16 protein-coding genes are annotated in these 19,438 nt (G+C 56.9%); 5 read left to right on the top strand and 11 right to left on the bottom strand.

All coding sequences use genetic code 11. The features are described 5' to 3' along the window. Positions 1-2: 2 nt before the first annotated feature. Positions 3-1,406, top strand: a complete 1,404-nt coding sequence (locus ACR0ID_RS05565; RefSeq protein WP_480553294.1) for a TRAP transporter large permease — start codon at positions 3-5, stop codon at positions 1,404-1,406. Between the two features lie 139 nt (positions 1,407-1,545). On the opposite strand, the gene ACR0ID_RS05570 is transcribed toward ACR0ID_RS05565, so the two are convergent. The 3 genes from ACR0ID_RS05570 to rocF are packed head-to-tail and all read right to left on the bottom strand — an operon-like array spanning position 1,546 to position 4,436. Further along, on the bottom strand, positions 1,546-2,586 hold the full coding sequence (locus ACR0ID_RS05570; protein ID WP_480604273.1) for an ornithine cyclodeaminase: 1,041 nt from the start codon (positions 2,584-2,586) through the stop codon (positions 1,546-1,548). 9 nt (positions 2,587-2,595) lie between these two features. Beyond that, the gene (gene ctlX, locus ACR0ID_RS05575) at positions 2,596-3,516 is read right to left on the bottom strand and encodes a citrulline utilization hydrolase CtlX (RefSeq protein ID WP_480604275.1); all 921 of its coding nucleotides are present in this window, start codon (positions 3,514-3,516) and stop codon (positions 2,596-2,598) included. Next, positions 3,516-4,436 carry an arginase gene (gene rocF, locus ACR0ID_RS05580; protein ID WP_480493559.1) on the bottom strand — a complete coding sequence of 307 codons (921 nt, stop codon included), beginning with the start codon at positions 4,434-4,436 and terminating at the stop codon, positions 3,516-3,518. The genes ctlX and rocF overlap by 1 nt, the downstream gene beginning before the upstream one ends. A gap of 87 nt (positions 4,437-4,523) precedes the next feature. Between rocF and ACR0ID_RS05585 the strand changes: the two genes are divergently transcribed. Both ACR0ID_RS05585 and mprF read left to right on the top strand, forming a co-directional pair. Beyond that, positions 4,524-4,952, top strand: a complete 429-nt coding sequence (locus ACR0ID_RS05585) for an Lrp/AsnC family transcriptional regulator (RefSeq protein ID WP_480472343.1) — start codon at positions 4,524-4,526, stop codon at positions 4,950-4,952. Between the two features lie 113 nt (positions 4,953-5,065). After that, positions 5,066-7,675 (top strand): bifunctional lysylphosphatidylglycerol flippase/synthetase MprF, encoded by a 2,610-nt coding sequence (gene mprF / locus ACR0ID_RS05590; protein ID WP_480604277.1) that lies wholly within the window; start codon positions 5,066-5,068, stop codon positions 7,673-7,675. A 3-nt stretch (positions 7,676-7,678) separates the two neighbouring features. Here the strand turns inward: mprF and ACR0ID_RS05595 are convergent, their stop codons facing one another. From ACR0ID_RS05595 to ACR0ID_RS05620, 6 genes are all read right to left on the bottom strand, one after another. Then, positions 7,679-9,229: an efflux transporter outer membrane subunit gene (locus ACR0ID_RS05595; protein ID WP_480472349.1), complete on the bottom strand. Its 1,551-nt coding sequence runs from the start codon at positions 9,227-9,229 to the stop codon at positions 7,679-7,681. A gap of 11 nt (positions 9,230-9,240) precedes the next feature. Beyond that, positions 9,241-10,386, bottom strand: a complete 1,146-nt coding sequence (locus tag ACR0ID_RS05600; RefSeq protein ID WP_480493357.1) for an HlyD family secretion protein — start codon at positions 10,384-10,386, stop codon at positions 9,241-9,243. A 21-nt stretch (positions 10,387-10,407) separates the two neighbouring features. Further along, complete coding sequence (locus ACR0ID_RS05605; RefSeq protein ID WP_480493356.1) at positions 10,408-10,770, bottom strand: DUF3302 domain-containing protein; 363 nt, start codon at positions 10,768-10,770, stop codon at positions 10,408-10,410. A 35-nt stretch (positions 10,771-10,805) separates the two neighbouring features. Then, positions 10,806-11,375 (bottom strand): disulfide bond formation protein B, encoded by a 570-nt coding sequence (locus ACR0ID_RS05610; RefSeq protein WP_480516744.1) that lies wholly within the window; start codon positions 11,373-11,375, stop codon positions 10,806-10,808. 10 nt (positions 11,376-11,385) lie between these two features. Next, positions 11,386-11,541 (bottom strand): DUF5993 family protein, encoded by a 156-nt coding sequence (locus ACR0ID_RS05615; RefSeq protein ID WP_480493354.1) that lies wholly within the window; start codon positions 11,539-11,541, stop codon positions 11,386-11,388. A 107-nt stretch (positions 11,542-11,648) separates the two neighbouring features. Then, positions 11,649-12,410 (bottom strand): DeoR/GlpR family DNA-binding transcription regulator, encoded by a 762-nt coding sequence (locus tag ACR0ID_RS05620; protein WP_480493353.1) that lies wholly within the window; start codon positions 12,408-12,410, stop codon positions 11,649-11,651. Positions 12,411-12,591: 181 nt separating this feature from the next. On the opposite strand from ACR0ID_RS05620, the gene glpD reads away from it, so the two are divergent. Both glpD and ACR0ID_RS05630 read left to right on the top strand, forming a co-directional pair. Beyond that, positions 12,592-14,178: a glycerol-3-phosphate dehydrogenase gene (gene glpD / locus ACR0ID_RS05625; protein ID WP_480604279.1), complete on the top strand. Its 1,587-nt coding sequence runs from the start codon at positions 12,592-12,594 to the stop codon at positions 14,176-14,178. 195 nt (positions 14,179-14,373) lie between these two features. Then, the gene (locus tag ACR0ID_RS05630) at positions 14,374-14,919 is read left to right on the top strand and encodes a DUF2087 domain-containing protein (RefSeq protein WP_480604281.1); all 546 of its coding nucleotides are present in this window, start codon (positions 14,374-14,376) and stop codon (positions 14,917-14,919) included. 41 nt (positions 14,920-14,960) lie between these two features. Here the strand turns inward: ACR0ID_RS05630 and ACR0ID_RS05635 are convergent, their stop codons facing one another. Both ACR0ID_RS05635 and ACR0ID_RS05640 read right to left on the bottom strand, forming a co-directional pair. Then, positions 14,961-18,098: an efflux RND transporter permease subunit gene (locus ACR0ID_RS05635; RefSeq protein WP_480604283.1), complete on the bottom strand. Its 3,138-nt coding sequence runs from the start codon at positions 18,096-18,098 to the stop codon at positions 14,961-14,963. Between the two features lie 3 nt (positions 18,099-18,101). Next, a complete protein-coding gene (locus ACR0ID_RS05640; RefSeq protein ID WP_480516752.1) occupies positions 18,102-19,259 on the bottom strand; it encodes an efflux RND transporter periplasmic adaptor subunit in 1,158 nt (385 codons plus the stop codon). Between the last annotated feature and the right edge of the window lie 179 nt (positions 19,260-19,438).

Below are 19,438 nucleotides of genomic sequence, written 5' to 3' on the forward strand. Positions count from 1 at the left end.
TTATGGACACGATTGAAATTGGCCTCTGGGTCACGGGCGGGCTTCTGGTCTTTGTCGTGGTCGGCATGCGCGTGGCGTTCGCTGCGGGCTTGGCCGGGCTTATCGGGCTGGTTTGGATTTTTTGGGCCAAGTTTGGGTATGATCCTGCGCGGTTTGGAAAGGCGCTGACAGTTGCGGTCAAAACCGCCGGGCAAGTGCCGCATTCCAAAGTTGCCTCTCACACCCTCAGCCTGATCCCGACCTTTATCCTGATCGGGTATCTGGCCTATTACGCAGGGCTCACGCGGGCGTTGTTTGAAGCTGCCAAACGCTGGGTCGCCTGGGTTCCTGGAGGGTTGGCGGTTTCAACTGTTTTTGCCACCGCCGGTTTCGCCGCGGTTTCGGGTGCCTCGGTCGCCACCTCTGCCGTCTTTGCCCGCATCGCGATCCCGGAAATGCTAAAGGTCGGCTACAACAAACGCTTTGCTGCTGGTGTGGTGGCCGCCGGAGGAACGCTGGCCTCGTTGATCCCACCATCGGCCATACTGGTGATCTACGCGATCATCGTCGAGCAGGATGTCGGGAAGCTACTTCTGGCGGGGTTCATTCCGGGTGCTTTTTCAGCGATCATCTATGCCGTGCTGATTGTCGGGATCGCTGTGATCTTTAAGTCCGTCGGTCCTCCGGTCACAGGCTTTACATGGAAACAGCGCTTTTCGGCCCTTCCCGGAGCCATTCCTATTGTCGCCGTCATCCTGATCATCATCTGCTTTGTCTATAACCCGTTTGGTGAAAAAGCGTGGGGCACACCGACGGAAGGCGGTGCAATCGGCGCCTTTATCGTCTTCTGCTTCGCCCTGTTCCACGGGATGCGGTGGAGTGAATTCAAATCCGCGCTGCTGGAAACGGCCAAGCTTACCGCGATGATCTTTTCGATCATCTGGGGCGTTCTGATCTATGTGCGGTTTCTAGGATTTGCAGACCTTCCCGGCGCCTTTTCTGACTGGATAACCGGGCTCGAGATGTCGCCCATGTTGATCCTGATCTGTATTCTTCTTGCCTACGCCGTGTTGGGCATGTTCATGGATGCGATTGGAATGCTGCTCTTGACCTTACCTGTTGTTTATCCGGCGGTTATGGCGCTGAACGGTGGTGAATCTGTCAGTGCCGCAGACAGTGCGTTTGGCATGTCCGGCCCGATGTGCGCGATCTGGTTCGGAATTCTGGTAGTCAAAATGGCCGAATTCTGCCTGATTACACCGCCAATTGGATTGAATTGCTTTGTCGTCGCCGGGGTGCGTCCGGATTTGAGTGTTCAGGATGTCTTCAGAGGTGTGACGCCGTTTTTCGTGGCCGACGCCCTGACCATAGCAATGCTTGTGGCGTTCCCTGGTATTGTACTCTACCTGCCATCGCTTGCGGGTTAGGTGGGATGCGAGGCTCTGCCTCGCGCTCCGGGATATTTAAAGCCAGATGAAGAACGGATCCCCTGCTTCATCTGGCCAATAAATATCCCGGGGGAGGCGCCCGGCACGGGCGACGGGGGCAGAGCCCCCTTAGGTGCGCCTAACCGGCCCGCATCAGCATTCCGAACAGGTCGCGCGGATCGTCCGGGTCTGCCAGCATGTCCAGAGGTTCAAAGAATGCGGTGCCTTCGATCGCCTGCTTGACATAACGCAGGGCTGAGAAATCTTCAATCGCGAAGCCAACGCTGTCGAACAGGGTGATTTGGCGGTTGTCTGTGCGCCCTTTGGCAGCACCGGTCATGACCTGCCACATCTCGGTCACGGGATGATCAGCATCCAGCGCCTGAATCTCGCCCTCGATCCGGGTTTGCTCGGGATATTCGACGAAAATGTCTGAGCGCAGCAAGATGTCGCGATGCAATTCTGTCTTGCCGGGGCAATCGCCACCGATGGCGTTGATGTGGACGCCGGGACCGACCATGTTGTCGGTGAGGATGGTGGCGTTTTTCTTGTCTGCCGTGCAGGTGGTGATGATCTGAGCGCCTTCAATAGCATCTTCCGGCGTCTTGCATGGGACGACCGTCAGGCCCTTGCCTTGTAGGTTTGCGGCGCATTTCGCTGTTGCACCGGGATCGATATCGTAAAGCCGCACAGTGTCGATCCCGCACATTGCTTTGAAAGCGAGGCATTGGAACTCGGACTGCGCCCCATTGCCGATCATGGCCATGGTTGTGGCATTCTTCGGGGCAAGATAGCGTCCGACCAGAGCCGACGTTGCCGCCGTGCGCAACGCCGTCAGCATCGTCATTTCGGTCAGCAGAGTGGGATATCCGGTGTAAACATCCGCCAGCAATCCGAATGCGGTCACAGTTTGCAGACCCTCGGAGGTGTTTTTGGGATGACCGTTCACGTATTTGAACCCATATGCCTCACCATCCGAGGTGGGCATCAGTTCAATCACACCGTGCGGAGAATGCGCCGGGATACGCGGGGTCTTGTCAAAGCTTTCCCACCGTTTGAAATCGGATTCGATTTGATCGGCGATCTGAACGATCATCTGTTCGACGCCAATGTGGTGGATCAAACGCATCATGTTGTCGACGGACACAAAAGGCACGAGTGCCTTGTCAGAAGGTTGCATCGTACTCTCCTATCGGCGGGCAAGGTGGACGCCTGCAATCATGCAGCGTACTGACCCACCAGCGGTTTCGATTGTTGGGACGGACAGTGGCAAAGGCGTTGCACTGGCTTGGATTATTTTGATTTGATCAGGAGTGAGGGCGCCTAACGCTCGGCTCGACAATGCCAGCACCAATCCATCGCGTCCCTTCAACTCAATTGCATTCCCCGCAAATTCGGCGATTTGGTCATGAGTCAGATCAATCACGGTTCGACCGGATTCCTCTAACCGATTGCGAATGTTCAAGCGACGGTCGGGGTCCGATATCATGTCGAGGCAGATTAACGCGTAATGAGTGCCGATCCCCATCAATACGTTGGTATGATAAACGTCCCTGCCTTTTGCGTCGCGGGCCTGAAAGGCAATTGGTTCATAGTTGAAATGAGTGCAGAACCGCTCCAGCAAGACCGGGTCGGCGCGATTGGACGTGACTGTATACGCGATGCGGGCAATGTGGTCCAACACCATCGCACCTGTCCCTTCCAGCGCAAGTTTGTCTTGTTCCAGCCCGGAATAGTCTATGACATCCTGCACGCGATACTCATGTTTGAGCAGTTCGATGACATCGGTTCGCCGCTCGCGTCGGCGAGACGGCACGAACATCGGGTAAACTGCTATGTGACCACCAGGATGTGTGGAAAACCAATTGTTTGGGAAAACGCTGTCGGGTGTGTCGAGATCGCCAAAATCATCAAAAACGTGAACAGTGATTCCTGTGTCGCGCAGGCGTTGAACTGCCTGGTCATGTTCATCTCTCGCAGCTTCCGACGTGGCTGCGGCCGACGTGATACTCAGCGTTTGAAACGCATTGTCATCGCGTGTTTCCGGGTTGGAGGCAAAGGCATGTGGCCGGATCATTACTGCTGCAGACGGTGCTTGTAGCGATAGCATCAGAAACTCCGGGTGGGGCGGTCAAAGACGCGACGGCCCATAAGTGAGGCGGCCAGATCGACCATCAGTTTTGCAGTGCGGCCACGTTCATCCAGAAACGGGTTCAGTTCGACAAGATCCAGCGAACTGACCAGTCCGCTTTCATGCAGCAGTTCCATGACCAGATGAGCCTCGCGCTCGGTCGCACCGCCAGGAACAGTGGTGCCGACGGCAGGGGCGATGGCCGGGTCCAGGAAATCAACATCCAACGAAACGTGGAGAAGGGCGTTTTCAACTTTGACGCGGTCCAGAAACGCCAGCAACGGGGCCTTGATCCCATGTTCGTCAATGCTGCGCATGTCGGCCAGCATGGCCCGGTTTTGTTCCAGCGCCGAACGTTCTGCCGGGTCGACAGAGCGTAGGCCGATCATGCCGACGCGGTCCGTTGGCACGATGGCAGGTAAGGAAGGAAATGCCTCGAACCCCGGCCTTCCTGTGAAATAGGCGACGGGTGTGCCATGCAGGTTGCCGCTGTCTGTGCTGTCGGGGGTGTGAAAGTCACTATGGGCATCCAGCCACAGAACGAACAGTGGGCGGTCAATCTTTGCAGCATAAGCGGCCATCCCGGTCACGGTTCCCATGGACAACGCGTGATCGCCGCCCATGAAGATCGGAATGCCCCGATCAGCCGCTTTTAGCGCGACCTTGCTCAGCGCTTGCGTCCAACCGATGCATTCGGGCAGCGCGAACAGGTGCGGATGTTCGGGCAAGCCGGTTTCTTCAGGTTGCACGTCGCCCCAATCGCAAACGGAGTGACCAAGATCTGTCAAAGCCTGATCCAGCCCGGCCACGCGATATGCGTCAGGACCCATTCGGCAACCCTGACGCCGTTTTCCGGCGTCCATCGGCGCGCCGACTAAAATGATGTTATTGCGTTCCATGTGGTCCATTTAGGCCGTCACTGTGTCTTGCGTGAAGAGCGCAAATTGCTCAAAATGGTTCAGGAAACTCCTTAATGAGAAAGTGATATGGACGAATTGGATAGTCGTCTGCTGGGCGCATTGCAGCGTGACGCGCGCGCCAGCCTGTCAGAGCTGTCGGAAACGCTGGGCGTAACCCGCACTACGGTGCGCAGCCGTTTGCAACGGCTCAAGCAATCTGGTGAGATCGTCGGTTTTACTGTGTTGACGCGTCGGGATCTGGCACAAAGCCCTGTGCGTGGGCTGATGATGCTAGAAATCGAGGGGCGCGGTACCGAGCGCGTGATGTCCCGGATCGGGGCCATGCGGCAGGTCACGGCGGTCCATTCGACCAACGGCAGTTGGGATTTGATTGCCGAAATCAGTACGGAAACTCTCGCCGAGCTGGACGAGGTTCTGTTTCATATTCGCAGGATCGACGGCGTTACACGTTCGGAAACGAACCTGCTGCTGTCAACGCGCAAGGGGCGGCTCTAGTGCTTTGAGATAAATGCGAATTGTGCCAGAGTTCGTGAGTAGACAGGGTGCGGCTTACCCTTAGGTAGGCTGCTTGCTGATTAAGGGTTCAGTATTTCCGGAAGGCTTGCGGCATGACCACATCTGATAATGGTGACGAACCTTTGGCCGAAAAGTGGGCCGAACGTCTTGCTGGTCTACTGGAGAAACCCTGGCTGCGCATCGCGATACCGGTCGTTATTACCGGGATTGCCCTTTCGGTTTTGCACGATCTGTCGGCCCATGTGAAATGGTCGGATGTCCAGACAGATATTTCGGCGACATCATGGAAGTTGATGTTTTTTGCGATGTGCTGGACAGCGTTCAGCTTTTTGTCGCTGTCGCTCTATGATGTGTTCGCGGTACAAAGCGTGGCGGATGGCAAGGTGCCGTTACCTGTGGCGGGGATGGCCGGAGCCAGTGGATACGCAGTGTCGAACTGCCTTGGATTTTCCTACATCACAGGAACCGCAATCCGGTATCGGATATACGCGTCGCTTGGCTTGGATCTTGGCCGGGTGGCTGGTGTAATCGCAACCTCATGGGTGGCGTTCTGGATGGGTCTGATCCTGATTTTGGGCCTGTTGCTGACCCTGCACCCGGATGGAATATCCAAGGTGATGCCCGTCAGCGAAACGGTCGAAACCACCATAGGATTGTGCTTGCTGGTTGCATTTGTCGCGATGTTCATTTGGCTGTCCAGCGGTGGCCGACGGTTGGCTGTTGCAGGTGTCGGTTTCGATTTGCCCGGAGGCAAACTGGCGGGCCTGCTGACGTTGGCTGCCATCGGCGACCTGTTTGGCGCATCCATGGCGCTTTACGTACTGATGCCGGATGATTTGGGGGTCGGGTACCCGTATTTCTTCACCATCTATATCGCTGCCATTGCCGTTGGGATCCTGAGCCATGCGCCGGGCGGGATCGGCGTGTTTGAGGCGACATTGATTGCCGGTCTGGGGGCGTCGGGTCGTTCGGATGTGATTGCTGCGTTGCTGCTTTACCGGGTGGTTTACACTTTTTTGCCATTTGCAGTCGCCAGCCTTTCCATTGCCGTTGCATCGGTCTTGACCCAAAGACACATGATCGGCGGTGCCGCGGTTTGGGTCTATCGTGTGATCCGCCCCATGGTTCCAATGGTCGCGGCCGGGGTTGCCGCAGTGGCCGGGGTGATCTTGCTGGTGTCGGGCGCGCTGCCAGCGGGGGCGCAAAAGCTCGGCACGCTGAAAGATCTGCTGCCCCTGTCATTTGTCGAGGCTTCGCATCTTGCAGGCAGCGTCGTAGGCGTATTGCTGTTGCTGGTCTCGCGCGGGTTGTTCCGCAAGCTCTACAGGGCATGGGTCGTTGCGATGGTGTTGATGGGGGCGGGATTCTTTGCTTCGCTTGCAAAGGGGCTCGACATCCACGAAGCGCTTTCGATGCTGGGAACGATTGGTCTGCTGGCCATGTTTCGCGGTGCGTTCTACCGGGTCAGTGGCGCGTCGATATTTCGGTTGAACATCCCATGGCTGATCAGTGTCGTAGTTCTGCTGGCGGTGATTTTCTGGATCGGGCTGTTTGCATATTCGCATGTCGAATACCAAAATGATCTGTGGTGGCAGTTTGCTTGGAACGGTGACGCCTCGCGCTTTTTGCGGTCCAGCCTTGTCGTGGCCGTGATCGTGGGCATTGTTGCCATGAACTCTCTGTTCGGGCGTGAGATTCCGACACCACAGCGGGTTGAAATCCCAGAGGTTGTCGAGCGGCTAGTGATGGAGAGTGAGGATACGGAATCCCAAATCTCGCTTACCGGTGACAAGCAATTCCTGATCTCACCGGATGAGACCGCGTTTATTGCCTACGCCGACACAGGCAATGCGCTGATTTCGAAAGGAGAACCGGTTGGTGACGAGGGTGCCGGGCAGCAACTGATTTGGCAGCTTCGGGAAATGGCGGATCGCGAAGGTAAACTTTGCGCGTTCTACAGTGTCTCGACCAAATATCTGCCAACTTTTCTGGATCTTGGACTGTCGATCCTGAAAATTGGCGAGGTTGCGCGGGTTTCTTTGCACGATTTCTCGCTGGACGGAAAGTCGCGCAAGCGGTTCCGGCAAGCCAAGAACCGTGCTGAACGCGAAGGATATGTGTTCGAGATCGTTCCGAAGGAAGAACTGGCGCCTCTGTTGTCAGACTTGCGTGGGATGTCAGACCGCTGGCTTGCGCAAAAGGCCGGTGCAGAAAAGGGCTTTGCGCTGGGGGGATTTGATGATGAATACCTGTCCTATTTCGATCATGCTATCCTGCGTGATGGCAACACCGGCAAGATCATGGCCTTTGCCAATCTGTTCCAAGGGGGGAACAAGTCGGAGCTGTCGCTGGATCTTATGCGCTATGAACCCGATAGCCCAAGTTTCGTTATGGACGCTCTTTTCGCCGACATGATGGATTGGGGCGCGCAGCAGGGGTTTCACTGGTTTTCACTGGGTGCCGCACCGTTTTCAGGGATCGAAAACCGTCAGCTTGCTTCGCTTTGGAACCGCATCGGTGGGTTCGTTTACGAACATGGCGAGCAATTCTACCATTTTGAAGGCCTGCGCGCGTTCAAGCAGAAGTTCGATCCGGAATGGAGCCCGAATTATCTGGCCAGCCCCGGCGGGCTGGCCGCGCCCCGCATTCTGTATGAGGTCAATATCCTGATCTCGGGCGGATTGCGCGGGTTAACCAAGTAGCACTTAATTCAGGCTTGCGCGGGTTGGGGTTTTCTGCAGCAGATCGCCCCAGTCCGTGCGATAGGCCATCTCGGCCAGAACGGTTTCGGGCAGGAATTCCTGGTTTTGCCGGATCTGCCATCCGCCGCCCAGGCCCTTGTAAACCGCCACCAGATTGCTGGATACCTGCTGCCGTGCCTCGATCAGATTGGCTTGCGACCGCAATAGCGCGGTCTGGGTGTTCAGCACGCGCGAATAATCGGCAATGCCGTCTGTATACTGGCTGACGGCGATTTCGGCAGCTTTGCGTGAGGCCTCGACACTTTGTTGATAGAACCCGACCTGCTTACGTGCCTGCGCATAAGCGACCATGGCACTTTCAACTTCGGAATAAGCGGTCAGCACAGTGTTCTGATAATTCGCAATCAGCGCCTGATAAGCGGCGTCCTGCGCGCGAACATTGTTCTTGATGCGGCCATAGTTCAGCACATTCCAGACCACACCGGCACTGGCCAGACCGGTTGTGCTGCCACCGCTGAACAGATCGCGCCCGCCGGATGCCTGCAGCCCGATCGCGCCAGACAGGATGAATTGGGGATACAGGTCCGCCATCGCGATGCCCACTTGTGCCGATTGCGTGGCTGCCGCCAGTTCAGCCGCGCGCACATCCGGGCGGCGGCGTAGCAATTCAGCGGGAACGCCCACTGCCACATTTGCTCGGGCCGATGGAATGTGGCCGGAATTGCCCAACAGACCGGTCATGCGTGAAGGTGTCGTGCCCAACAACACCGCAAGCGCGTTCTTGGTCTGTTGCAAGTCGCTTTCCAGTTCGGGTACCAGCGCCTTAGTGTTGTTCAGCAGGGCGGTGGATTCCTGCACGTCCAGTTCCGTGGTGACGCCATTGTTAAACCGCAGCTGAGTCAGGTCTGCCGAATCCTGCTGCAATTTGATGTTCTCACGCGCAATTGCCAGCGTCTCTTGCAACGCCCGGATATTGACGTAAAGCGCGGCGACATCCCCGGTCAGCGTCACCAACGCGTCGTCGTAATTCGCCACTTGCAGGGCCAGATTGGATCGCGCGGCCTGAACGCCGCGCCGCTGCGCGCCCCAGACGTCCAACTCCCACTGGGCATCGAAGCCGACTTGCGAGGTCGAGAATTCGGTATCCAGCGGGATGACGCGATTGACATCCGAAATCGGCCCCAGATTGTCGCTGATCTGGCGCCGTTCAAGCGAGCCGCCAATGGCCTGCGACTGCGGGTAAAGCTCGCCAAAGGCGATACCCAGTTGTGCACGGGCCTGCAAAACCCGCGCGCCAGCGACCTGAAGTGTCAGGTTCTGGGCGTAGGCCTCGGCAATCAGTTTGTTGAGGGTAGGATCATTGAATGTTTGCCACCATTTCACGACAGGCGCACTGCGCGACGTCAGCCCGCTTTGACCGGCGCTGGGGTTGTTGACCTCAATCCACTGTTTCACGACCGGTGAGTTGGGGCGCACGAAATCCGGCCCAACGGGTGTGCAGGCCGCGAGAGTGGCGGCACAAATGGCGGTTCCCAACAACCTGCGGAGTGTCATGGCGCGCATCCTCAGATATCCAGAGGTCGGATGAAGTTGGCGAAGGAATAGAGACGGATGTTGATACGCCTCAGAAACTCAAAACTTTTGCCTTGGCCTGTATAGATCGCCACTGCGGCATGACCACCTGCTGGGAAAATGTGGTCTTCCGGAACATCGACGGTGATCTGGACCGCAATCCGACCGGGCAGTTTGGGCAGCTCGAAACCGGGCAGGCGGCCCGACGGGATGAGTTGCCCCTGCCGGGTGGCCCACCAGATCGCTTCGACCTTGCCCGTCAGGATTTCACCGGGATAAAGATCAAGTGCAACTTCGACCTCTTGCCCCGGCTCGACAAATTTCAGGTTCTGCTGGCGGAACGTGGCAAGGATATAAGGGCTTTCATCAGTCACAAAGCTGGCAATCGCACCCAATCGGACGTCACCGACTACCAATCCGGGGCGAGCCTGCTGTGAGACGATCATGCCATTTTCAGGCGCATAGATTGTTGTGTTTTCCAGAAAATATTCGGCTTCGGCCAATTGCGCCTGCGCCTGAAGGATGCCGGTGTTCACGCCGTCAATCTGCGATTCCAGCGCCAGCTGAGCCTTGGCCAGGTTCGCCTCGGCCTGTTTAACGGCGGCCTGATCTTCCGTCACCTGTTCGTTCCAACGGTCGAGGTCGTCCTGACGGGCACCTCCGGCGGGAACAAGGTTCTCATACCGCGCCTGTTGGGTTTGCGCATAAGCCAGTTGTGCATTGGCCCGTTCGACAGCTTCGGTCGACGCGATAACATCCTGTTCAAGGATTTTGGCATTCTGCGCTGCCGCCACCAACTGGGCCTGTGCATTATCGACCGCCAGCGAAAACACCGTATCGTCGAACCGATAAAGCGGATCGCCCTTTGTGACCGGTGTGTTCGGTTCAACAAGAACCTCGGACAGGATCGTCGGCTGTGTCAGCTTTGGGATGATCTGTATGGTCGAACGCACCACGTGGCTGTCTGCCGAAAACGGCTGAAAGAAGCGCAACGCCACAAGGAAGATCAGCAGCAGATGTGCGCCCACCCAGAACGAAACAATGCCCCAGGCAATGTTAAACTTCAGCCATTCCAGCTTGAAGAAAATGAGCCAGACGAAAATGATGTAGAACAGAGTGATGCCGAGGGCGACGAACATAGGTATTAGGGTCCTTCGGTCTTAACTGGGTTGTGTGTCGTCTGTGTCCAGACGATTCTGGTATTCGGGTTTGACCTTGCCGCCCAGGCGTTTGATTTCATCGCGAATGGCATCTTTTTCCTCGTCCGGGCCGCGGCGAATATCGACCGTGACGCCATCGTGAAAAGCCCACATGAAGGCGTGTACCCAGGGCACGACAGCCAAGAACCCCATCCATCCCATGATCTTTACAGCTTCGGCGTGGGGATGATTGCGTTTGATCGCGATCCGCCCCGGAAGGCCCATAATGAAAAGGAACAGCGCCATAACTGCTGCAAGCAGCAGGATCAGCGCGGCCAATGTCAGATAGTCATAATAGCCCAGCGGCTGGCCCAATAGTCCCATGCGTGTGCCTCCATCAGGGGAAGGTTAGGGTATCCTCAGTCATTCGCTTTCAGTTCGTCAATCAACTTGTAGTCGGTGGGCGGGTCATCACAAATGCCCGGTCCGCATTCCAGCAGAGTTGAACCGGCGTTCAGCACGGCCAGTGCCAGCATGACAAAGAAGGCGGTTTTTGCCAGCTTGTTTCCCCCAAATCGTACCTCGCTGGTCGCGCCCGAGACATATTGGCGATCAAACAGCAGCATGAACGACGTACCCAGCAGGACTAGGAAAAAGGCGATGCCCGCCCAAGTGTAATAATGCAGCCCAAGAACGGGCGATCCATAGTGGCCGGTTCCCGGCACAATGTGCAACAGGATTTGCCGGATCGAAACACTGCCGCCATACAAAGCTGCAATCAGCATGATGGCATAGTGCTGCGGTCGCGCGCCATACAGCAGGTTCAAGCCCAGCCCGACGCCGACAGCAACAAAGCCGACACGCTGCAACAGGCAAAGCGGGCAAGGCAGTTCGTAAAGGAAAAGTTGATAAAAAAACGCCAGCGCCAGAACGAGACAGACGGCCAACATTCCGATCGCGTTAAATGTTCGTGACAGTTCAGGTGTCATGACGAGGCCCTCAAAGCTGAATTGTCAGCTGACTGGTGGCGTGGAATTTCAACCAGTAGACACTCAGGGCAATTGTAACAAAGAACAGCGCATTGCCTGCCTTCGTCATGTTGAAATAGTTGAGCCCCATCGTGGCGGTAAGTAATGCAAATAAAAGCGCAATCATGGCCCGGTGCTCCCCTCCCGTGCACATATCTTTATGCAGACGATAGTGTCAGGCCGGGTGGCATCTGGCAAGCGACGTGGTAATTTTGAGACTATTCTTAATGTCCGCTAGTTACACAGTACGATGTCCGTTTGCCATTCCTGACTGCGCAGGTGCAGATCGCCAGGTAACGGCGCATCAGTGTAGATCGCGTCTATTTCAGCCAAGGAAGTGATGCGCGCCGGGGCCGAGCGGTGAAACTTTGAATGGTCGGCAACCAGAAAAGTTCGGCGTGCCTGCGCAATGATGGTCTGGCTGACTTGTACCTCCTGAAAGTCGAAGTCCAGAAGATCTCCGTCAGTGTCCAAAGCTGAACAGCCGATCACGGCAAGATCAAATTTGAATTGCCGAATGGTCGAAACAGTCAGGGTCCCGATCAACCCGCCGTCTGTGCGCCGCAGGACGCCTCCAGCCATGACGACCTCACAATCCGGGTTCTCAATCAGAATGTTTGCGACATTCATGTTGTTCGTCACAACCATCAGGTTCTTGTGGTGCAGCAATTGCCGCGCCACGGCCTCGGTTGAGGTCCCGATGTTCATGAAGATCGACGCACCGTCGGGGATATCGGTGGCGCAAGCCTGTGCAATACGGGTTTTGGCGTCGGAATTCAGGGCGCGGCGGTCTTCATATCCGATGTTGGAAACGCCCGAGCGCAGAACCGCGCCGCCATGCACCCGATCCAGTTTACCTGCCTCGGCCAGCTCGGTCAGGTCGCGCCGGATCGTCTGGACCGTGACACCAAATCTTTCGGCCAACCCGTCAACGGTGACGCGGCCTTCGGCCCCGGCAATGTCCAGAATGTCAGATTGGCGGAAAGACAGGGACATGGGTGTTTCCAGACTTGAAGTGTTTCTTTTCGTTTTTGTTCTTTCTGGCCGGTTTTGCAAGAACGGCATGCGAAAATTTCAGATCAGTGTTGTAAAACGAAAAAATTCGAACATAAACATTGACCATACGAAGGATGTTCTGGCAAATGCCTATCATCCATCCTGACAAGGAATCATTGGCATGCAGTCAGCGGACGTTCAGATAACGGACCTTTTTATCATCGGTGGCGGGATCAATGGTTGCGGCATCGCACGGGATGCTGCTGGCCGCGGGCTGTCAGTTGCTTTGGCAGAGATGAATGATCTGGCTTCAGCGACGTCATCAGCCTCGACCAAATTGTTTCATGGCGGGTTGCGCTATCTGGAATATTTCGAAATCCGTCTGGTCCGTGAGGCCCTGATCGAGCGTGAAACCCTGTTGCGCGCGATGCCGCATATCAGCTGGCCGATGCGCTTCGTGCTGCCATACCATAAGGACATGCGGTTTGACTCGGAAACGCCGACCTCACGGCTGCTCAGCACGGTCATGCCGTGGATGCGCGGGCGGCGTCCGGCCTGGCTGATCCGGTTGGGTTTGCTCATGTATGACAATCTGGGTGGTCGCAAAATTCTGCCGGGCACCACGTCGCTGAACCTGCGATCGGCTCCGGAAGGGGCCCCACTACAGGACAAATTCGAAACGGCTTATGAATATTCCGACTGCTGGGTCGAAGACTCGCGGTTGGTGGTCCTGAATGCCCGCGACGCCGAGGCGCGCGGTGCGCAGATCATGGTGCGAACCGAAGTGATTTCCGCCGAGCGGGTGGACGACCTTTGGCAGGTATCCATTCGCGATCGCGACGGCGGCGAAACCCGTCTTGTCCGGGCCAGAATGCTGATCAATGCAGGTGGCCCTTGGGTCGGGGACATCATCCAGTCCAAGATCCGTGTGAACTCACGCGAGGGTGTTCGGCTTGTTCGGGGCAGCCATATTGTGACACCCCGGCTGTATGACCACGACAAGTGCTATTTTTTTCAGGGCGAAGACGGCCGCATCATTTTCGCCATTCCGTATGAGCAGGACTTTACCTTGATCGGCACAACGGATCAGGATCACCCGGACCCTGACACGAAACCCGTCTGTACTGAGGCCGAGCAGGAGTATCTGTGCACTTTCGCATCGAAGTATTTCAAGCGCGCTGTGACCCGCGAAGATGTTGTGTGGACCTATTCTGGTGTGCGGCCGCTTTATGACGACGGTGCCAGCAGTGCCACCGCTGCAACGCGGGATTACACGCTGAAAGTCGATGCGCAGGGTGGGGCGCCTGTATTGAACGTGTTTGGCGGCAAGATCACCACCTATCGACGGCTCGCGGAAAGTGCTCTTGAGAAGATTGGTGAGTTCTTTCCGAATATGCCGGGCCCCTGGACCGCCGGTGTTGCGCTGCCGGGCGGTGACTTTCCGGTTGACGCTGTTGAAGCCCTGACTGATCAGCTTTTGGCCGCGTATCCGTTTCTGGGTGCCGCCTGGGCTACACGCCTAATCAGGGCCTATGGAACTGAAGCAGCAGATGTCCTTGGGGATGCGCAGCAGTTGTCTGATCTGGGCGAGGATTTTGGCGCAACACTGACCGCGCAGGAAGTCGCGTGGCTGATCGACAAGGAATATGCCAGAACCGCCGAAGATGTCGTCTGGCGGCGCAACAAGCTGGGCCTGCGAATGAGTGCCGAGCAGATCGCGCGGATCGACGGTTGGATGGCTGAACGGCGGATCAGCAGCACGGCCTGATCCATCTTTCTATCCTCTTGGCGGGTGATCCGTGTTGTGCTAGCCGTTGGTTACGGTCGGCAGACACCGAGGCGTCGCTGCTCTTACCCAGAGTGCTAAACCTGCCAGTGAATTTGAAACTATCGCAACCATCCGGGCGTTGTTTCGTCAAGTCAGCGACCAACGATCGCGAAAAACGCCCGATATGGATTTGTGATGAGCAAAACTCCTGTACCGTTGCACGCCGATGATCTGACCGGATTCGTGCGCACCTTGTCCCAACAACTTGGCGACTCCAGCCCGTCGCACCTGACCCTGATGAATATGGTCGCCCGTTCCGCCGGGTTTCAGAACGTGCAACATATGCGCGCCACCAGTGCCGCTGCCAGGCGGATTGAGGCCCGCCCGAAACAACCGGCTGCTGACATGCGTACGGTTGAGCGTACATTGCACCTGTTCGATGAGCAGGGCAGGCTTCGGCAATGGCCGTCAAAAAGATCTGTGCAGACTTTGTCCTTGTGGGGGCTCTGGTCTGCGGTACCGGCTGCTGCGGTGCTGCAAGAGGGTAACGTCAACGCGTGCCTCAATGCCGAACATTGTTTTGATGACCCTGCAACCCTGCGCCGGACCATGATCTCCTGTGGGCTGCTGACACGGAACCGGGATGGATCGGATTATCGCCGGGTCGAGCAGGCACCGACACCAGAGGCAAAGGTGGTGATCCGCGAAATCTCTGAACGGCGGCGGGGAAGATCAGACTAACGCCAGAAAAAGCCCCGCTGATGGGCGGGGCTTTGATTGGATCAGGCCGCTTCTTTTGACGGGCCGGGATCGTTTTTGCTGCCTTTCAGCCACTCGCGCATGCTTTGCATCAGGGCGTAGAGGACAGGCACCACGATTACGCCAACCAGCGTCGCGGCCAACATGCCACCGAACACGGCGACACCGATGGCTTTCTGGCTGGCCGCGCCCGCACCATTGGCGGCCAGCAGCGGTACGACCCCCAGCAGGAAAGACAGGGCGGTCATCATGACAGCGCGGAACCGCTGATGAGCGGCCTCGACGGCTGCTTCCTTGATCGATAGACCCTTGGCGCGTTGTTCCATTGCGAACTCAACGATCAGAATGCCGTTCTTCGAAGCCAGACCCACCAGCATGATCATACCGATCTGCGTATAGAGGTTTATGTCACTGCCAACGATGGCAACCGCGGCCACCGCCCCGAACAGGGCTACGACCACTGACAGCAGGATCGAGACCGGCATAGTCCAGCTTTCATACTGCCCCACAAGAAACAGGTAACCGAATAGGATGGCCAGCCCCAGAATGATGATCACCAGGCTGCCGGACGCCAACTGTTGTTGTGCCGTCCCCGTCCATTCGAACGAGTATCCCGGCGGCAGGGCCGAAGCAGATACCTCTGTCATCGCGGTGATCGCATCGCCGCTGGACAGGCTCGGTGCCGGTACCGCTGTTACCGTTGCCGATCGGAACAGGTTATGCCGCTTCAGCAGAACCGGCCCCAATACGTTTTCCACGTCAATCAGGGTACCCAGTGGCACCATGTCGCCTTTCTGTGAACGCACATAGAGGCTGGCAATGTCATCGACATTATCGCGATAGCTGCCTTCCGCCTGGATCATTACGCGATAGACGCGACCAAACAGGTTGAAGTCGTTGACATAATATGACCCCAGCTGGGCCTGCATGGTCTGGAAAATCTCAGCCACCGAGACGTCCAGCGTCTTGGCTTTCTCACGGTCCAGATCCACGAACAGCTGCGGAACATTGGCACGGAATGTCGTATAGGCCTGTCCGATCTCGGGTCGCTGGTTGGCCGAATAGACAAACGATCCCACAGCCGATGCCAGATCCTGCGGTGAACCGCCGCCGGTTTGCTGCACCTCCATCTCGACCCCGGCCGACATGCCGAGACCCTGAATTGGTGGCGGGTTGAAGGCAACGGTCGAGGCCGCGGTCTCATTATTCGCGATGGCCAGCACCTTAGCCAAAATGGCTTCGGCGCTCAGGTCTTCCTCCTGCCGTTCGCTCCAGTTGTCGAGGTTCACGAAGATCGCAGCGCCGTTGGTGATTGTGCCGTTCAGCAATGAGAAGCCATTGATCAGAACGGTGCTGGACACACCCGGGATCTCGCGTATCTGGTTATCAAGGCGCTTTGTCACGGCCTCGGTTCGTTCCAGCGTCGCAGCATCAGGCAGTTGCACGTCAACAAAGAGATAACCATTGTCTTCCAGCGGGATAAACCCAGCTGACGTGTTCGACATGATTGCCCCTGTTCCCATGCCGAGCCCAACCACGATGGCCAGCGCGATAGCCGGAAAGACAAGCAGTTTGCGAACAATGGCGACATAGCCATTGCGAACGCCACCAATGAGATTTTCGAACAGCGCAAGCAGCCCCTTGGGTGGCCCCGAGCGGGCCTTAAGGACCAGCCCACACAGAGCGGGCGACAGTGTCAGCGCGTTGATGGATGAAATTACAACAGCGGTCGAGATCGTAACAGCGAACTGAGAGTACAGCCGCCCTGAGATACCCGGCATGAAGGTCACCGGTACGAACACCGCCAACAGAACCAGTGTGGTCGCGATGACGGGGCCGGTGATCTGCCCCATAGCCTTACGGGTGGCTTCGGCTGGGGGCAGCCCCTCATCAGCGATGATGCGCTCGACGTTTTCGACCACGACAATGGCGTCATCGACCACGATGCCGATGGCCAAAACCAGCGCAAACAGCGAGATCGTGTTCAACGACATGCCGAAGGCCAGCAAGAAAGCAAACGTGCCGATCAGTGAGACCGGGATGGCAACCGCCGGAATGATCGTCGCGCGCCAACTTCCCAGGAACACAAAAACGACCGAGATCACGAGGGTAAAGGTCAGGATCAGTGTCGATACGACGTCATTCAAAGAAGCTTCGACAAAGTCTGTCGTGTTAAAGGGGACATCATACTCCACATCCGTCGGGAATGCGCGGGACAGCCGCTCCAGTTCCGCCTGCACGCGCTCTGAAACGGCCAGGGCGTTTGCGCCGGGGGCCTGATAGATACCGATCACGGTGGCGGGCACGGACTGAAAATAACCGGACGCCGAGTAAAACTGTGCACCAAGCTCAACCCGGGCGATATCCCTTACGCGGACAATTGCGCCGGCGTCTCCGGTACGGATTACGATGTTGCCAAATTCTTCGGCTGACGTCAGTCGCCCTTTGGACTTGATCGTGTATTGAAAGGTCTGGCCTTCGGGAACAGGCGGTGCACCAATCGAGCCTGCGGACACTTCGATATTCTGTTCGCGGATCGCGTTGATCACATCGCCTGGTGTGATCGACAGGGCTGCCATCTTGTCCGGGTCCATCCAGACCCGCATGGCGTATTCCAGGTTGGTCAGAACATCAGCCTTACCCACGCCCTGCACACGCGCCAGCGCATCGCGCAGGTTGATCGAGGCATAGTTGGAAAGAAACACGCTGTCATAGGTGCCGTTGGGCGAGGTCAGCGTGACCAGCATCAGCATGTTGGTCGACGATTTTTGTGTAACAACGCCCGAAGATGTCACTTCGGCGGGCAACGACGACATTGCCTGTGCCACCCGGTTCTGCACGTTGACCGAGGCGATATCGGGGTCGGTGCCAACTTCGAAGGTTACGTCCAATGAATACGAGCCGTTGTCAGACGATCTGGACGTCATGTAGATCATGTCGTCCACACCGTTGACCTGCGCCTCGATCGGTGCGGCAACAGTGTTTTCCACTGTTTCCGCATTTGCGCCGGTATATTTGGTGGATACGTTGACGACGGGCGGGGTAATGTCAGGGAACTGCGCGACCGGCAGCACCAGATAGCCGATGCCACCCATGATGGTCAGTACCAGCGAGATGACAAACGCCAGCTTTGGCCGGCTAATGAACAGGGCTGAGAACATCGTTTATTCTCCCGGCTGTTCAGAAGCGACGACCGCGTCAACGGCCACGCCGGGGCGGACCCGTTGCAGGCCCTCGACAATCACGCTTTCGCCCTCACGCAAGCCTTCCGTAACGATGATGGCAGTACCTTCCGTATTGCCTGTGGTGATGTATCGCTGCTCCACCATCTGTTTGTCGTTTACTACAAGAACAAAGTCACCACGCTGGTCGCGTTGCAGTGCAGCTTGCGGCACCAGAACTTGCAGGGTTGGTTGCAGCGCTTCAATCTGCACATTCACGAATGCACCATCCAGGATCAAACGGTCGGCATTTTCGAACTGGGCGCGCATTGTGATCGCGCCGGTCAACGGGTCGATACGATTGTCAACGAATACGATCCTGCCCGTTTCATCCAACTTGGTTCCATTTGGCAGCGTGATATGCACATTGGGGCTTTGCGGGCTGTCAGCAAGAGAAGCGGAATTTGCGCCAACGGTCTGAAGAACCGAAGTGAAGATTTTTTCGTTGAGCGAGAAATTCACATAGATCGGCGTCTCGCTGACAATGTTCACCAGCGGGGGGTTGGTCGGGCCTACCACATCGCCGACACTGGTGGTGATGCTGCCGATACGCCCATCAAAAGGCGCGTGGATCTGTGTATAGCTGAGGTCCAGTTCGGCCTGCTGGATCGCTGCATTTGCGGCCTTGACCTGAGCCTCGGCGACCAGTTCGTTTGCCCGCGCGATGTCACGTTCGGATTCAGGTGTCGCGTCGCGCTTGTAAAGCTCTTCCTTACGTGCCAGGTCAACCTTGGCCAACTCAAGATTTGCCTCGGCCCGGTTCAGATCAGCTTTTCGGGCCTCCAATGTCGCTTCGTAAAGGTCCGGTTCGATGGTGAACAACAGGTCGCCTTCTTTGACCGTTGCCCCATCCTCGACATTTCGGCTGTTGAGAAAACCGTTCACGCGGGCGACGATGTCGACCTTATTGATCGCCTGAGCGCGCCCTATGAAGGAAGCCTCGTCGGTGATTTCTTCGGTGTAGGCGGCCGCAATCGTAACTTTCGGTGCCGCTCCTTCGTCCTGTGCAGTTGCAGGTTGGGCCAGTCCCAGGGATATCAGCAATAATGCGGTGGCAATTGGATTGCGGGCCTGAGTTGGAAAAGGGAAAACTTGGGACATGGCGAAAGCCTCGTGCATTTCAGAAACAATTGGTGTCCATCCCGGCGGTCACAATCGCGCGAGTCGACAAAACTTGTTTGCAGGATGGCTTGTTTACCACGATTTCTCAAGCGCGATGAATCCCGAGGTGGTTCGCGATGACGCCAAAAATTTGAGCAAGTAAGCTGGTTTAGGTGTCG

The organism is Ruegeria sp. AL2 (assembly GCF_056540845.1).

Excerpts from the sequence above, each read along its gene's own strand:
- ACR0ID_RS05565 (WP_480553294.1), top strand. The coding sequence starts at position 3 with ATGGACACGATTGAAATTGGCCTCTGGGTCACGGGCGGGCTTCTGGTC.
- ACR0ID_RS05570 (WP_480604273.1), bottom strand. The coding sequence starts at position 2,586 with ATGCAACCTTCTGACAAGGCACTCGTGCCTTTTGTGTCCGTCGACAAC.
- ctlX (WP_480604275.1), bottom strand. The coding sequence starts at position 3,516 with ATGCTATCGCTACAAGCACCGTCTGCAGCAGTAATGATCCGGCCACAT.
- rocF (WP_480493559.1), bottom strand. The coding sequence starts at position 4,436 with ATGGAACGCAATAACATCATTTTAGTCGGCGCGCCGATGGACGCCGGA.
- ACR0ID_RS05585 (WP_480472343.1), top strand. The coding sequence starts at position 4,524 with ATGGACGAATTGGATAGTCGTCTGCTGGGCGCATTGCAGCGTGACGCG.
- mprF (WP_480604277.1), top strand. The coding sequence starts at position 5,066 with ATGACCACATCTGATAATGGTGACGAACCTTTGGCCGAAAAGTGGGCC.
- ACR0ID_RS05595 (WP_480472349.1), bottom strand. The coding sequence starts at position 9,229 with ATGACACTCCGCAGGTTGTTGGGAACCGCCATTTGTGCCGCCACTCTC.
- ACR0ID_RS05600 (WP_480493357.1), bottom strand. The coding sequence starts at position 10,386 with ATGTTCGTCGCCCTCGGCATCACTCTGTTCTACATCATTTTCGTCTGG.
- ACR0ID_RS05605 (WP_480493356.1), bottom strand. The coding sequence starts at position 10,770 with ATGGGACTATTGGGCCAGCCGCTGGGCTATTATGACTATCTGACATTG.
- ACR0ID_RS05610 (WP_480516744.1), bottom strand. The coding sequence starts at position 11,375 with ATGACACCTGAACTGTCACGAACATTTAACGCGATCGGAATGTTGGCC.
- ACR0ID_RS05615 (WP_480493354.1), bottom strand. The coding sequence starts at position 11,541 with ATGATTGCGCTTTTATTTGCATTACTTACCGCCACGATGGGGCTCAAC.
- ACR0ID_RS05620 (WP_480493353.1), bottom strand. The coding sequence starts at position 12,410 with ATGTCCCTGTCTTTCCGCCAATCTGACATTCTGGACATTGCCGGGGCC.
- glpD (WP_480604279.1), top strand. The coding sequence starts at position 12,592 with ATGCAGTCAGCGGACGTTCAGATAACGGACCTTTTTATCATCGGTGGC.
- ACR0ID_RS05630 (WP_480604281.1), top strand. The coding sequence starts at position 14,374 with ATGAGCAAAACTCCTGTACCGTTGCACGCCGATGATCTGACCGGATTC.
- ACR0ID_RS05635 (WP_480604283.1), bottom strand. The coding sequence starts at position 18,098 with ATGTTCTCAGCCCTGTTCATTAGCCGGCCAAAGCTGGCGTTTGTCATC.
- ACR0ID_RS05640 (WP_480516752.1), bottom strand. The coding sequence starts at position 19,259 with ATGTCCCAAGTTTTCCCTTTTCCAACTCAGGCCCGCAATCCAATTGCC.